Source organism: Pradoshia sp. Z3_51, from assembly GCF_058215915.1.
This window is the reverse complement of sequence record NZ_JBZAJC010000017.1, coordinates 37,904-52,524: the sequence shown is the minus strand read 5'-3', so window position 1 is coordinate 52,524 and position 14,621 is coordinate 37,904. Positions and strand designations below refer to the sequence as shown.

The window sequence follows — 14,621 nt, the reverse complement described above, 5'->3', positions numbered from 1 at the left end:
GGCCCCTTGGTCAAGCGGTTAAGACACCGCCCTTTCACGGCGGTAACACGGGTTCGAATCCCGTAGGGGTCATAAAACCATGTACAAGATGTACATGGTTTTTTTATTTGCCACCAAACTTCTGATAGCTGTTGACCTGCAATCTTTTATCTTTAGTGTGACCTACGGATGCTTATCAGATTCTAATGGTAAAAGTTGAGAGAAAATTCCTTTTGAGTAAAACGTAATAGGTTTCGAAAGGCCTTATATGTATCAAAATGAAAAAATAGATAAAAATCTAGAAACACGCATAAAATATAGTATGAAAATAGCAGTGCACACCTTCATTCAATGTGCACTGTTTTTATTATTCCCTCAATTCAATTAATAAGCTAACTTATCCCGCTATATTTTACATTTATTCCTGTCTTATTACATTGTGATATATTTACTATATGAAATATTAAAGAGGTGCTTTTGATTGAGTGACAAAGCAGTTGTTTGAATATTTATTAACCGTGAATAACCTGCGTTTTAAGGTTATCCGTGATTATAAAGAGTATGAGAAAACTTGGTCCAAGTCATCCCTTGAGGAATACGGGGAAGACGTGTATGTAATGGGGGAGGGAGAAGAGGAGGATGCTATCCTAAAAATACACAGGAAAAACCGTAGGCGATGCCGATAGCACACCTCCCGATCCCGATGAATCCATAAGGGAGTGGATTACCTACTCGTATGATAACGAGAAACATTCCCCGACAATCCCAGATTCAAAGGTGATTACAGAAGGAGATTCACACGTAGAAGTCAGGCTCGATGAGGACTCGAATCGGTTCGGTGAACATTTTGGATTTAATAGAAATAATGGAGACAGCTGAATCCAATGGAAACACTGGGCTTGTGCAGTATCGTGTGCAGCTTCTGTGCAGTATTTGTCCAATGTATAAAAATACAGGAGTAATGGGTTTTTACTGAAAATAGAAAAAGGCTCAACACCTTGATACACTTGGGGTTAAGCCTGAAGAAGTATGGACCCCACCCTGTCAATTTACTATTCTGAATCTTATATACAATATATGCATAAATAGAGTCCAAACAGTCCACTAATTCAGGGTGCCATTGATTATTTATACAAACTGAATCTCTTAATTCCGTTGTTTATAGAAACCCATAGTATCAATTTGAATTCTTAGAAAAAATTTAGACCAGAAGCAAGGATCTGTGCGTTTGTTTAATCTGGATTATTAGTATGATATTCCTCTATATCAACTTTTAGCCGCCATTGGATTAACTATTTGTAAAATCCACAATAAAATTACTGTCTTGAGTATTGCTAGTCTTAGAATATATGTCCATCGCTTTCAATAAAAGAAGGATTTGGAAATTCTCATTAGGATCCTTAAAATCTGTCTTCAAATACTCTTTCAAGTTTTCTAGTCGATAGAGAAGTCCACTCTTTGAAATCTTTAATAAGCGTATCGTAGATTCAATTTTTAAATTATTATTTAGATATATATATAAAGTTTCTAAGAGCTCAATCCGTTTTTGTTCCTTTAATGAAAAGATTCCTGCAAATCGATTATTCGCAAGTTGCTTAATATGTTCTATATTTAAATCATTAATAAATATTGATAAAACACTAATATCTTTAAATGCAGTAATGGATGCGTTGGGGTTGGAGATGAGAGCAATTGCAGCCTCATTATAGTGAGAGTTTGCCTCCAAAATGCTATGTCCTATCTCGCTGTAACCAATTTGAACAGGATAATTAGGGAATTGTTCCATTAAAGCTTCTCTTAAATTACTAAAAACCTTCTGAACCATAGAATGATCTTTTAGAGGATGAAATAACAAAATAACTAGTTCCATCTCCTTAAAAGAAATAAGTATACGCTGTTTTTTTAAGTGTTCCCGAACAAAGTTTTCAAACTCTTTTTGAATCCTATACATATTATTATTCCTTCTCACAATAGCAACGGTGTATAGTTGGTTAATATCAATATTAAAGTAGCGAGACCTAGAAAGAATCTGATTTATATCTGTTAAACGTTGATGCAAAATATCATTAGTAAACTTGGATTCACTCTCTGCTTTTGATTTTTCTATAATAGAATTCATCATAAGTAGAACAGAAATTACATTTGTCAATTTAGATAGTATTAAATAGTCATATGAGGAAAATGTTGTTGGATGCATCGATATAACTGACAAATATGCAACGACTTTATTTTTAATGACAATCGTGTTTGTTAAACGAACATGATTATCTAATTGAACAACCTTTTTTGTGAAAGGAAGTTGCTGACGCTTTTCAAAAAAATAAGTACCTAATTGATTTCTCTCATTTTGGTCATATATCTGCATATCCTGCTCAATTAATTGTCTATCGATCTCTGATAAATTAGTAGAATGTACAAAGTTATAAAATATATCTTCTATTAAAAAGGTTCTGCCAAAAATTTTTTCAGCTTCTTTAAATATATCCTCTACTGTTGCTCCATCAATAATCGCTTGAATCATTTCACTTTGAATATTGCCAAGTTCAATCAGATCAAACGATACTTGATTTTCAGAGTTTTCATTTGATTCATCAGGTAAAGGGTTAACAGTATAAAACTCCCATGTACAATTTTCGTCACCTCTTGCTACACAGGTTTTCTCAACTACCTTTACTTCAAACTGAAAAATGGTGCTCATATAGCCAGTAGCAAATCCCATAAGTGTATGACAAACTGGTACATCACTTTGACCAAAATAATCTAGATGAACTTTTGCCTCGTAAGACTGTAACCACGTTCCTATACCATAAACAGCCTTAACTGATTTATCACCATAAAATTCCATATACCCTTCGAAAATCGAACCGTTTATATGTCCTTTTTCACAATGAAGAGTAGGCCCTTGTTTAAGTAGATCTTGTATATCGAAATATTTTTCTCTCATTCGGTGAGCTTCTGAAACCCCTAATTGATACCCATAATTAAACATTAATTCTGTTGCTTTCTCTATCCCATTTATTTCAATGATATCTGCTTTTAGAAAACTTAAAGCCTTAACGATTGCAATATTGTCGATATCTTTCTCCCTATTTTCAAGATGAAAAGTAGTCCTTTTTAAAGAAATAACACGTTGTTCCAACCTATTCCCCCCTTAATTGTAAGAAGTGCCTCAAAAAATATTGTTATTTCTCTCTTAATACTAAAATACCATAAAAAAGAAAAAACCAAACGAAATATACTGAAAACGCTTTCAAATTAATACAATTAGTCTGTTTTCAGAATATTTTATATCTAATATATTGAATGTGTAAATGATAAAAAACAAACAAAAAAGGGGAAAAGAAAATGTTACCAGAGATTGCTAAACTAGGTCATATTGCTTTAATCACACCGGATTTAAAAAAATCACTATGGTTCTTCTCTGAAGTCTTAGGTTTAGAAGAAACAGAAGTAGTGAATGGTACACATTATTTACGTGCATGGGGAGATTTTGAACACCATACACTATCGCTAAAACAAGGGGAAAAATCAAAAGTAGATCACATTGGTTGGCGTACAAAACGTCCTGAAGATGTAGAGAAATTTGCTGAATTACTAACTGAGGCTGGAGCAGAAGTGAAGTGGGTTGAATCGGGTGAAGAAGCAGGTCAAGGAAGAGCAATTCGCTTTGAGTTACCCAGTGAGCATCCATTTGAAATTTATTATGAGATGGAAAAAACGCATCCAGATCAAGACCGCAAATCCGTGCTAAAGAACCAAACTTATAAATCTTGGAGAAAAGGTGCTTCACCTCGTCGTATTGACCACGTGAATCTAGCGACTTCACACGATCCATCAGTAATTCATAAATGGTTAATTGATAATTTGGGATTTAAAATGCGTGAATATGTAGATTTAGGAAATGGAGTTATTCAAGCTGGTTGGTTAAGTGTAACTCCATTGGTTCATGACATAGCTGTTATGGCTGAACCGGAAGCTAAAACACCTAACCGTTTACACCACCTAGCTTATTGGTTTGATAATGCCCAAGATATATTACGTGCAGCTGACATTTTAAGTGAAAATGGAATTGAGCTTATTGGGCCAGGTAAACATGGTATTTCACAGGCAATTTACTTATATGTAAAAGACCCAGGTAGTGGTCATCGTGTGGAACTATTTTCAGGAAGTTATTTGATTTTTGAACCTGATTGGGAGGCTATTAAGTGGACTCCTGAAGATTTAAAAGTTGGTTTAACTTATTGGGGACAAGATCTTCAGGGAATGGATGCTGATTCAACAGAAGCATAGGAGGGACTATAATGAGCTATTCAACAGAAACTTTAGATACAGGTCGGTTTCAAACGTTCTATTGTGAAGCAGGACAAGAAAATGAGGAAGTAATCGTATTCCTACACGGTTCAGGTCCCGGAGCGAATTCAGTAAGTAATTGGCAACATATTTTACCAGAGCTTGCAAAGAACTATCATGTGATTGCTCCTGATATGTATGGATTTGGAAATACAAAACACCCCGAAGTACACCCAAAATCATTTTGGGAATGGACTCAGCTACGCGTTGAGCAACTGCTTGAACTACTTGATAAGAAAAACATAGAGAAATTCAGTCTCGTAGGTAATTCAATGGGTGGTTATGTGTCGTTAAATGTTGTTATGTATGCACCTGAACGAGTGAAAAAAGTTTTACTTATGGGCAGTGCTGGTGGAGAAACACCGCCTACTCCGGAAATAATACGAATGGTTGGTTTTTATAAAAACCCAACGTATGAAAACCTACGAAACTTAACAAGTTGGTTTGTTTATGATCCTGCAACGATTCAAGATTCATTAGAAGATATTTTAGAAATTCGATATGAAACTATTCAACGTGAAGAGATTCGCAATTCCTATTTGCAAAATATGTTCCCTATGCCTGGGGAAGGTCATATTCCTCCCAATGCATTACGTCAAATGAAACAACCATTCTTACTACTGCATGGTTTTAATGACCGATTTGTTCCAAAAGAGAGCAGTATTAATTTGATGGAACATTTACCTAATGCAGAGCTTCGTTTATTTACACAGTGCGGACATTGGCTGCAGGTAGAAAAGCGAGAAGATTTCATTAAAGCAGCTAAAGAGTTCTTCTAGTTAACTAGAATACAATAACGTGAGGTCACTAAAGAAGAGATTTTAATGTTTTTTAGTGGCCTCACCAGTATTTAAAACTCCGAATATAACATCTTCGCTAACTAAGATTTGTTATAAACTTGAAAACGTATAATAGGAGGGTTATAAATGTCAGTTGATACAAAGCAAAAATCCAAAGGATTTACAGATGTTGAACTAGAGCTTATTGAAAAAGCACGTGAAGCAGGCCTACTAGCAGAATCAGAAGTAGCAACTTCCGAAATAAATGCCTCTGTTTCTCGAAACTATGTTAATAAGTTAATTGAATCAGGAATTACTCGTGCAAATCTACCGAAAGAATATGGTGGTCCACAAATTTCGTTACGTGGCCTTGGAGAAATTGTACGTACTATCGCGTACCATAATATCTCAGCTGCATGGTTAGGTTATTTCTTCCCTTTACACAACTCCTTAACAGCACACCTTCCACAAGAAGGTAGAGACGAAATTATAAATTCAAACGGTTTGATCGTGGATGTTTTCGCGCCAGTTGGACAAGTAACCGTGGTTGATGGCGGTGTTCGCTTAACAGGTACTTATAACTATACAAGCGGTGTTAACTTTGCAGAATGGATTGGTTTAGGGGCAATTGCTCAATTACCTGAATCAAATCAACCAGAATTAATTATGTGTTTCATGCGTAAAGATGAAGTGAAAGTAAATGAAAATTGGGATACATTTGGTTTACGTGGTTCAGGTAGTAACCAAGTGATTGCAACGGAAGTATTTATTCCAAGAAGACGCGTTTTAAGACTTGAATTAGCGAATGATACACGCCGTCCACCGGAGGGTTCTAATTATGATCCCGATTATCCTTATTACCATGTACCATACTTCTCTGCATTCTATCTTGGGTTTCCAAATATGGCATTAGGTGGAGCTAGGCGTTTGCTGGATGAATATAAAAAGAGAACAGAAGCACGTGTTCGTCTACATGGAGAAAATGAAAAAGATTCTCCTCGTAGTCAGCGAATTCTAGCTAAACTTATGTTGGAATATAAAAAAGCGAATGGTTTAATGGAACAATATTACGATCTATTAGCAACTTATGAAACAGAAGGTCCATACGAAAAAGGGGAGTTTTCTTCACTACGTGCAGAAATTATTAAAATTTGTCAAGAAATCGCTACGACAGTAATGGTCTCACTCGGTGGGGCATCTCTAATAAAAAATGACACAATTGAAGTGTTTGTACGAGACATCATTGCCGTAGCCACACATATAACGTCTCTATATGAAGATGCACTATACACATATGGTCGTAATTTATATGGCTATCAAGGAATTGGTATGGGCTAATTCACCTTAATAACGAGTCAAAAAATGAATGTTTATTCAATTGAAATATGAGTAAACAAGGGGGATTTAGACATGGCAAAATTAAAGGTAGCCATTTTAGGGTCAGGCAACATTGGTAACGATTTGATGAAAAAAATTCAGCGGTCCTCTTTTCTAGAGTTAACGGCTGTTATAGGGATTGATCCCAACTCCGAGGGCTTACGAAAAGCACGTGAAGCAGGTTTTCAAGCTATCGATACGGGAATTGAAGGCTTTCTTCAAACTCCAGGACTTGCAGATGTTGTGTTTGACGCAACTAGTGCTTATGCACATGTGAAGCATGCAAAGCTACTAAAAACTCACGGTAAGAGAGTAATTGACTTAACCCCAGCAGCAATTGGACCACTTACAGTACCAACAGTGAACCTTTACGAACATCAACAAGCAGATAACGTAAATATGGTGACATGTGGTGGACAAGCAACAATTCCAATTATTTATGCAGTATCTCAGCTTTATGAGGTAGAATATGCGGAAATTGTTGCCACAATTGCAAGTAAAAGTGCTGGCCCAGCAACACGTGCGAACATTGATGAATTTATCGCAACTACTTCACGTGCCATTGAGGTTGTCGGCAAAGCAAAAAAAGGAAAAACAGTTTTAATTTTAAACCCTGCTGAACCACCAATTATGATGAATGACACGATTCATCTGTTAGTAGATCATCCGGTAACAGATGAGGAAGCATTGATTGATGCACTTAAAAAAATGGAAAAAGCAGTTCAGCAATATGTTCTAGGGTATCGCTTAAAAACACGTCCATACATTGAGGGAAATCGTATCACTGTATTCCTGGAGGTTGCTGGTGCTGCTGATTATTTACCTGCTTACGCTGGTAATTTGGATATTATAACAGCTGCAGCTATTAAAATTGCTGAGGAATGGGCAAAGGCAAAGACAACTGTGTAAAGGAGGAATACGATGAAACGCGATATTATCATAACAGAAGTAGCTTTAAGAGATGGCAGTCATGCGGTCCGTCATCAATTTACAGTTGAACAGGTTAGGAAAGTTGTTGCTGGCTTAGATTCAGCAAACGTACCATATATCGAGGTTGCTCATGGAGATGGTCTTGGGGGATCGACGGTTCAGTACGGCCATTCACATACGGATGAGTTTAAGCTCATCGAGGCTGCTGTAGAAACTGCCGGAAATTCAAAAATTGCTGTACTTTCCTTACCAGGAATTGCAACGAAGCCTGATATTAGACTTGCAGGAGATTTAGGTGTTTCTATGGTTCGCGTCGCTACACATGTCACGGAGGCAGACGTTTCATTACAGCATCTAAGCTTAGCGAAGGAGCTGGGTCTAGAAACAGTTGGTTTTCTAATGATGTCCCATATGGCTGAACCAAGTAAAATTGTAGAGCAAGCAAAAATTATGGAAAATGGTGGAGCAGATGTCATTTATATTGTAGATTCTGCAGGTGCTCTACTTCCAATTCAGGTAGCGGATCGAATAAAAGCATTGAAACAAGAAATAAACGTTCCTCTAGGTTTTCATGCACATAATAATTTGTCACTGGCTGTGGCAAATTCATTAACTGCTATTGAACATGGAGCTGATCGTATAGATGGCAGTATCCGTTGTTTAGGTGCTGGTGCTGGTAATACACAAACCGAAGTCCTAGTAAGCATATTGGATAAAATGAATATTGTTACAGGAATTGATTTATATAAAATAATGGATGTAGCTGAAGAAATTGTAGCGCCAATTCTGCCAACACCTCAAGAGATTACACGCGGTAGCTTAGTATTGGGGTATGCGGGTATTTATTCAAGCTTCTTATTACATGCGCAAAGAGCTGCAGAAAGATTTGGTGTAGATGCACGTGATATTCTCATAGAGATCGGTAAACGTAAAGCAGTTGGTGGTCAAGAGGATATGATTTTAGAGGTTGCTGCGGAGTTGAAAAGTGGAACAGTAAAGGCTTGAAAATTATTTTTAAGCAAGTTTTGAAGATCCTTTATGTTTCGAAAAATAGGCTATCCAGTAAATCTATAAAAGTTAAATCGTTAGGGGAGGTTCAAAAATGGATGATCGTTTATTTAGAAGTGCAATGGGTAAATTTGCAACTGGTGTGACAGTCATTTTAACAGACCTAGAGGATGTAACACATGGAATGACAGCGAATGCTTTTATGTCCGTTTCACTTAATCCAAAATTAGTAGTGATTTCGATTAAAGAAAACGCACGTATGCTTCCTAAAATCCAACAAGCCAAAAAGTTTTCAGTCAATATTTTAAGTTCTAATCAGGAAGAAATTTCTAAAGTATTTGCAGGTCAAATTAAAGATCAGGAGGTAACATTTAATCGTTTAACAGATGTACCTGTTATCCCTGGGGCTATTGTGCAAGTTGCTTGTGAAGTTTCTGCTGAACATGTTGAAGGTGACCACACATTATTCATTGGTAAAGTAACTAACATTACGGTTGAAGATGGTGATCCATTATTATTTTTCAATGGAAAATATCGCAGCCTCGAGGAATTAGTTGAAGTATAAGGGAAATGGGAATCTCTAACAAGGATGATAGAAGGAGTTATGCTAATGAAAACGATTTTAATTAATGCTCTAAATTTACAGGGAATTTATACTAAGGTAACTCCTTGTGTTATGGCACTTGGCTATTTTGATGGTGTCCATCTGGGACACCAGCGTGTCATACAAATTGCCCGTAAAGAAGCAAATAATCGTGGATTTCCATTAGCACTAATGAGTTTTAGGCCACATCCTATCAATATCTTGTCTGGCGGGAAGCGATGTATTTCTCATTTAACGACACTTTCTGAAAAAGAAATGATGCTCAATCGTTTAGGTGTGGACATATTTTATCTTGTCGATTTTACACTTGATTTTGCAGCACTGTCACCCAAACAATTTGTTGATGCCTATTTACTAAATCTTGGTGTAACACATGTGATTGCAGGTTTTGATTTCTCTTATGGATCTAAAGGTGCAGGAAAACTTAAACATATTCCCAATGATTCAAAATATCAAATTACTGTAACCGAGGTACAACGTGTAGACTATTTAGGTGAAAAAATTAGTTCAACAGCAATTCGACAACGATTACTATCGACCGATGTGCATGAGATTCCTCATTTTCTTGGAAAGCACTATACCGTTAAAATGCTTTGGGATGGAAATCAATTCAAACCTATGGAGCCGAAGATGCTTCCTAATGAGGGGATTTATGAGGTTGTGTTGGAGTACGGTCAGTATAAAATCAAGTCAATTGTTTCTGTCAACGAACATGGTAATATACGAATTATGGATTCGTTCAATAAGGTAACAAAGGGAAATGTGAAAATTCACTGGCTGCAGCCTAGCCAATCAAGAAGTTTAACTAGAATTTAATCTTTAGAGGAGGGGAGTTATGGTAACAGAGCAATTAATATCTAATGTAATTCAACTGCTTGATAAAGCACATGAAAAACATCAATCAATTATACCACTTACAATACAAGAGCCGACAATGACTATTGATGATGCCTATGCCATTCAAGTCAAACGAATTAAAATTGCAACAATGCTAGGTGATTGTATCACAGGCAAAAAAATTGGTTTAACATCATTTGCAATGCAAAATCTCTTAGGTGTAGATCAACCGGACTATGGACATCTTTTAGAGTCGATGTATGTAGAAGAGGGGGCAGAAATTTCCCTAAGTCAATTATTTCAACCAAAAATTGAAGGCGAAATTGCATTTGTACTTAAGGAAGATTTAGTTGGCCCAAATGTTACTGTAGATGATGTTCTACGGGCAACAGATTATGTTGTACCTGCCCTTGAAGTTGTTGATAGCCGTATTAAAGATTGGAAAATAAAACTTGAAGATACGGTTGCCGACAATGCCTCTTGTGGACTTTATGTTCTTGGATCAAATAAAGTTCACATAAGTGACGTGAATTTAATTAGCATTCATATGCAACTTTTAAAAAATAACCAAGTGGTTAATGAAGGAAAAGGGATGGATGTTTTAGGAGATCCGGCTCTATGTGTTGCTTGGTTAGCGAATAAATTATCGGAATATGGTGTCACACTTAAAGCCGGGGAGGTTATTTTATCAGGTGCCTTATCCGCAGCGGTAGTAGTAGAAAAAGGAGATCAGTTTACAGCCAAGTTTACACAAATTGGTGAAGTAAATGTTCACTTTGTGGAATAAATTTAGACCCAATATGACTTTGATAAAATAACTATCCAACTAAGAGCATTGAATTAGCAAATAAAACCTATTGGCAGCTACTTCCATGAAGTGCAACCTTTCATAAGGTTAGAAAAAATCCGTTTTCCTTTAGAAAGCGGATTTTCTATAATTTACAATATTGTTTTATTGCACTTCTTTTTCTATTTCAGATTTTTTAAATACCAGCATCCTTAAGAGAGGCTTCAGAACTTAGTGGCGGTTATGTCCAATTTTGTCCCATTATGCCCCGTCTTAATCTTAGCTACTTCTAATTGTTTAACTCTTCATTTTTGATGTATGTCATTAATAACTTTCTTCCTTTAGGTAAATGAAAGGCTCTTGCATTAAAGCTACCATAATTAATGTAGGGGAATTGGCGGTTCTAAACATGATTACTGGGTTATTTTTCATTCCAATATTTTTAAAAAAGTCATAAGTATGATTTTTTAAGTTTGCTAATTTAAATGTCAATATATTTATTAAATTGTTTTTTTGCAAATTCCACCATAACACGTGTTATTTCTGAATAGTTAGTATTATTTAACCTCACAAAACCAATAAATTGGTTTTGTGGAAAAGGTACTATTAAATCAATGAGAACAATATCCTCTTGTTGAATAAAATAAGGATCAGTTATGAAACTATAATTTAAGCCTATGGTAATAGCAGTATTATTTGAAAGACTTTTACGGATTGAATCTAAATTATTTGTTCTTAAAGCAATATCTATCTTATCAAAATTATTATCACTAGATAAAATATCCATTATTTTATAATCATCATGAATTGCTATTGGATAGTCACTAATATCTGAAAGTGTGACTGATATCTTTTTGGCAAGTGGAGATGTATTATTTACCGCAATCACAGTTTTACAAGAAGTTACTTTTTCAAAGTAATATTCCTTTTTTTCTAATTGATCTTTATCATCAAATGCTAAAAGAGCAATGTCGATATCTTGATTTAACAGTTTCTCATATATTTGTGTTGTACTTCCTTCGAATAGGTTGGATTTTATTAGAGGATAAGTTTTTTTAAAATCTGAGAAGGAGTCAATTATTAAGGGCATAAAACCGGGTAATGAACCGAATCTTATGGTTCCATTAAGTTCATTCTTGATTATTTGGATGGTTTCATTTAGAATCTCAATCTTTAAAATTATTTCCCTAGCTTTATTAATTATTAATTGTCCCTCTTTAGTAGGAATTGTACCAGATCGAGACCTTTTAAATAATTTGATATTAATTTCCTTCTCAAATTGTGATAAAGATTGGCTTAATGTTGGTAAAGTGATATTTCGATTATTTGCCGCTAATGTTAAAGACTTTGTTTTAGATATTTCTACAATGTTTGCTAGTTGTTCTAAGTTCAATATATTCACCCCTTATATACTTAAAAAATAACTAAGTTAACTTAAATATAATTAAATATATTTAAAATAACAATTCATTTATAATAGAAATGTACTAAAATTTTCACAAATTAAATTATTATGACATTGACATTATATTCTTTTGTCATAAAGGAGGATTTGAAATGAGATTACAAAATAAAGTAGCTATTATTACTGGAGCTGCAAGCGGAATGGGTGCAGAAGAGGCAAAACTATTTGCTAAAGAAGGAGCAAAAGTAGTTGCAACTGACGTACAATATGAAAAATTAGAAGAGGTTGTAAATGAAATTATTCGTAATGGCGGAGACGCCTATGCAATAAAGCATAATGTAGCTTCTTCTGAAGAATGGGAATTTGTTGTTGAACAAGCAGTAGCTACTTATGGTAAGGTAGATATTTTAATAAACAATGCAGGGATCGGTGGTAAAAATCAATTTGGTACACCAGAAACAACTGAATTGGATGAATGGGACATGGTAATAAATATCAATCTTAAAAGTACTTTTTTAGGTATGAAGTACGTCCTACCTATTATGAAAAAAGTTGGGAGCGGTTCCATTGTTAACATATCATCTATAGCTGCAATGATTGGTACAGCAGGTCCAACTGCTTATACTGCAACAAAAGGTGCAATCCGTTCGATGACAAAAAATGTTGCTGCAAGTTATGGTAAATTTAATATTCGAGTGAATTCGGTTCATCCCGGCTTTATTAATACACCAATGATGAAAGGTACATTAGAAGATGAAAAAGCTTCTGAACATATTACATCCATTATTCCATTAGGCCGTCCATCTGAACCAATTGAAGTGGCACAGGGAGTATTATTCCTTGCATCAGATGAAGCAAGTTATTTAACAGGTACTGAATTAGTGATTGATGGTGGAGCTACAATAATTTAATCACCATCAATAAATGCTATTTAAAGGTTATACAAATTTTGTGAATAGAAGCTATTTTGTTCAATTAATAGCTTCTTTTTTATTAGAAATTTAATAAATTTTTATTTACGTATAATCAGAATAGAAACAACCAACGAAAAAATAATCCTTATATATCTTCCGGAATTTTTCTGATCTTTTTTAGTAGTCCTATTAATAGTATTATAAAATTTAATAATAGAAATACATAAGAACTGAAATTATAAGTTATCAAGCTATAGACAAATAACATACAAAAATTATTGATAGAAAAATTATTAACGTTGCTAGCATACTTTCCCTCCTAAATATTAAAAGATCCTTAAAAACTACAAAAGTCAATTAACATTCCTACAATAAGCTAAAAATCACTACTCACTACCAAAAATAGACTACCCAAAAAACAAAAAAATGAACTTTTATAAAATTATCTAAGAATTAAATTGGAAATGAATACTATCCTGTAGTGTAAAAACTATAGCATATCGGCCTTGATGCGGAAGAATAATCTGAAATATTTAAGATTCACTTATGTTAGAATATTCACAAACAAAGTGAAAGGAGAGCTAGTTTTGAAATCTATTTTACTAAAGTAGTAGGTTGATTGAGCATATATCTTCTTGTAATACAAAATTCCCATCTTATTTAACTAACGTTGTTGTAACGCTTGATATGAGTGGTTTCTAATTATACAGAATTGCCTTTTCTAAATGATTAGATGTATCTTTACCTATAATAGAAAATTCCCAGCCTTAACCGAAAAGTCATTCATATCAAGGGATACAGCAATTTTCTATTTGTCTACCATAAAAAAGATAGACCATAAAGTCTATCTAAAGAGTGTTGATTATACATCCACTGTATTTAATGGATTATACTTGTCGTTTTGTTCTTTTAAATCATTTCCCCACATGGCAGCGTATTTTTCGGTTACGGCTATTGAGGAATGTCTCATTAGTTTTTGGATAGCAAATGTACTCATTCCAGAATGGATGCATCGTTGACAGAAGGTGTGTCGGAAAGTATGGGCTGATAATCTGACATCTTTAAAATTCATAATTCGTGCTAACCGTTTAAATACATTTTTTAAGGCATCGGGTGTGAATTCTTTGTTGTAACGATTAGTAAAGATATAATCACTTAAATACTCACGGCCAAATACTTGTTCACAGTATAGGTGGTAGGAAGACAATTCGTGAATAACCTTCTCTGTCACAGGAATAGATTCGCGCTTACGGTTTTTACCGAATAAAGAAAGGGTTTGATTACCTATGTCTAAATCAGTCCATTTTAATGTAGTAAGTTCAGATAACCTGATGCCTGTACCAATTAAAACAATAATGTTTGTATGATCTCGATAGGCAACAAAGGGCTTTTCTCTATTAATCCTTCTATAGTAATGGGGCAGTTGTTTAATGTGATAATCCGTAAATACATCTATTCGGATATCTTCTTTGGCTTTGGGTACTTTGGTGGCAGGGCTCTTTTTAATTACTTCACATTCAACCATATTATTAAAGAAGGCTCTTGTACGATGTAACTTAGTGTTTGTGGTAGTAGGCTTATTACCCTTGTCCTTACAGTGAATTATGTATTGTTTAACATGAGAAGGGGAGACATCTTCAACAATAAGAAC

13 protein-coding genes and 1 tRNA gene are annotated in these 14,621 nt (G+C 34.7%); 11 read left to right on the top strand and 3 right to left on the bottom strand.

Going from position 1 to position 14,621, the window contains the following annotated elements; all coding sequences use genetic code 11:
* Both AC4BHA_RS18475 and AC4BHA_RS18470 read left to right on the top strand, forming a co-directional pair.
* Positions 1-72 (top strand) — tRNA-Glu (locus AC4BHA_RS18475).
* 392 nt (positions 73-464) lie between these two features.
* The gene (locus AC4BHA_RS18470; RefSeq protein WP_140461395.1) at positions 465-665 is read left to right on the top strand and encodes a hypothetical protein; all 201 of its coding nucleotides are present in this window, start codon (positions 465-467) and stop codon (positions 663-665) included.
* 602 nt (positions 666-1,267) lie between these two features.
* On the opposite strand, the gene AC4BHA_RS18465 is transcribed toward AC4BHA_RS18470, so the two are convergent.
* On the bottom strand, positions 1,268-3,118 hold the full coding sequence (locus tag AC4BHA_RS18465; protein ID WP_490559039.1) for a V4R domain-containing protein: 1,851 nt from the start codon (positions 3,116-3,118) through the stop codon (positions 1,268-1,270).
* Between the two features lie 206 nt (positions 3,119-3,324).
* On the opposite strand from AC4BHA_RS18465, the gene AC4BHA_RS18460 reads away from it, so the two are divergent.
* The 8 genes from AC4BHA_RS18460 to AC4BHA_RS18425 all read left to right on the top strand — a co-directional run bounded on the left by AC4BHA_RS18460 (position 3,325) and on the right by AC4BHA_RS18425 (position 10,651).
* Positions 3,325-4,269: a VOC family protein gene (locus AC4BHA_RS18460; protein WP_148629661.1), complete on the top strand. Its 945-nt coding sequence runs from the start codon at positions 3,325-3,327 to the stop codon at positions 4,267-4,269.
* An 11-nt stretch (positions 4,270-4,280) separates the two neighbouring features.
* Positions 4,281-5,108, top strand: coding sequence for an alpha/beta fold hydrolase (locus AC4BHA_RS18455; protein ID WP_225983690.1), 828 nt, complete (start codon positions 4,281-4,283; stop codon positions 5,106-5,108).
* Between the two features lie 147 nt (positions 5,109-5,255).
* Positions 5,256-6,446, top strand: coding sequence for an acyl-CoA dehydrogenase family protein (locus tag AC4BHA_RS18450; RefSeq protein WP_490559038.1), 1,191 nt, complete (start codon positions 5,256-5,258; stop codon positions 6,444-6,446).
* Positions 6,447-6,518: 72 nt separating this feature from the next.
* A complete protein-coding gene (locus AC4BHA_RS18445) occupies positions 6,519-7,394 on the top strand; it encodes an acetaldehyde dehydrogenase (acetylating) (protein WP_490559037.1) in 876 nt (291 codons plus the stop codon).
* A gap of 12 nt (positions 7,395-7,406) precedes the next feature.
* Complete coding sequence (gene dmpG, locus AC4BHA_RS18440) at positions 7,407-8,420, top strand: 4-hydroxy-2-oxovalerate aldolase (RefSeq protein WP_140461399.1); 1,014 nt, start codon at positions 7,407-7,409, stop codon at positions 8,418-8,420.
* 97 nt (positions 8,421-8,517) lie between these two features.
* Positions 8,518-8,988: a flavin reductase family protein gene (locus AC4BHA_RS18435; RefSeq protein WP_066104078.1), complete on the top strand. Its 471-nt coding sequence runs from the start codon at positions 8,518-8,520 to the stop codon at positions 8,986-8,988.
* 45 nt (positions 8,989-9,033) lie between these two features.
* Positions 9,034-9,843 (top strand): FAD synthase, encoded by an 810-nt coding sequence (locus AC4BHA_RS18430; protein WP_066104075.1) that lies wholly within the window; start codon positions 9,034-9,036, stop codon positions 9,841-9,843.
* Between the two features lie 19 nt (positions 9,844-9,862).
* Positions 9,863-10,651: a 2-keto-4-pentenoate hydratase gene (locus tag AC4BHA_RS18425; protein WP_490559036.1), complete on the top strand. Its 789-nt coding sequence runs from the start codon at positions 9,863-9,865 to the stop codon at positions 10,649-10,651.
* Positions 10,652-11,132: 481 nt separating this feature from the next.
* Here AC4BHA_RS18425 and AC4BHA_RS18420 read toward each other — a convergent pair whose 3' ends face one another.
* Complete coding sequence (locus AC4BHA_RS18420) at positions 11,133-12,044, bottom strand: LysR family transcriptional regulator (RefSeq protein WP_066104069.1); 912 nt, start codon at positions 12,042-12,044, stop codon at positions 11,133-11,135.
* 164 nt (positions 12,045-12,208) lie between these two features.
* Here AC4BHA_RS18420 and AC4BHA_RS18415 point away from each other — a divergent pair, with 164 nt between their 5' ends.
* Positions 12,209-12,967, top strand: coding sequence for an SDR family NAD(P)-dependent oxidoreductase (locus AC4BHA_RS18415; RefSeq protein WP_140461402.1), 759 nt, complete (start codon positions 12,209-12,211; stop codon positions 12,965-12,967).
* A gap of 865 nt (positions 12,968-13,832) precedes the next feature.
* Here the strand turns inward: AC4BHA_RS18415 and AC4BHA_RS18410 are convergent.
* Entirely contained in the window at positions 13,833-14,495 is a 663-nt protein-coding gene (locus AC4BHA_RS18410; RefSeq protein WP_490559035.1) for a tyrosine-type recombinase/integrase, read from the bottom strand.
* Positions 14,496-14,621: the final 126 nt, after the last annotated feature.

What these genes read in the sequence shown, in the direction of transcription:
- AC4BHA_RS18460 (WP_148629661.1), top strand. Translation starts at nt 3,325, where the DNA reads ATGTTACCAGAGATTGCTAAACTAGGTCATATTGCTTTAATCACACCG.
- AC4BHA_RS18455 (WP_225983690.1), top strand. Translation starts at nt 4,281, where the DNA reads ATGAGCTATTCAACAGAAACTTTAGATACAGGTCGGTTTCAAACGTTC.
- AC4BHA_RS18450 (WP_490559038.1), top strand. Translation starts at nt 5,256, where the DNA reads ATGTCAGTTGATACAAAGCAAAAATCCAAAGGATTTACAGATGTTGAA.
- AC4BHA_RS18445 (WP_490559037.1), top strand. Translation starts at nt 6,519, where the DNA reads ATGGCAAAATTAAAGGTAGCCATTTTAGGGTCAGGCAACATTGGTAAC.
- dmpG (WP_140461399.1), top strand. Translation starts at nt 7,407, where the DNA reads ATGAAACGCGATATTATCATAACAGAAGTAGCTTTAAGAGATGGCAGT.
- AC4BHA_RS18435 (WP_066104078.1), top strand. Translation starts at nt 8,518, where the DNA reads ATGGATGATCGTTTATTTAGAAGTGCAATGGGTAAATTTGCAACTGGT.
- AC4BHA_RS18430 (WP_066104075.1), top strand. Translation starts at nt 9,034, where the DNA reads ATGAAAACGATTTTAATTAATGCTCTAAATTTACAGGGAATTTATACT.
- AC4BHA_RS18425 (WP_490559036.1), top strand. Translation starts at nt 9,863, where the DNA reads ATGGTAACAGAGCAATTAATATCTAATGTAATTCAACTGCTTGATAAA.
- AC4BHA_RS18415 (WP_140461402.1), top strand. Translation starts at nt 12,209, where the DNA reads ATGAGATTACAAAATAAAGTAGCTATTATTACTGGAGCTGCAAGCGGA.
- AC4BHA_RS18410 (WP_490559035.1), bottom strand. Translation starts at nt 14,495, where the DNA reads ATGGTTGAATGTGAAGTAATTAAAAAGAGCCCTGCCACCAAAGTACCC.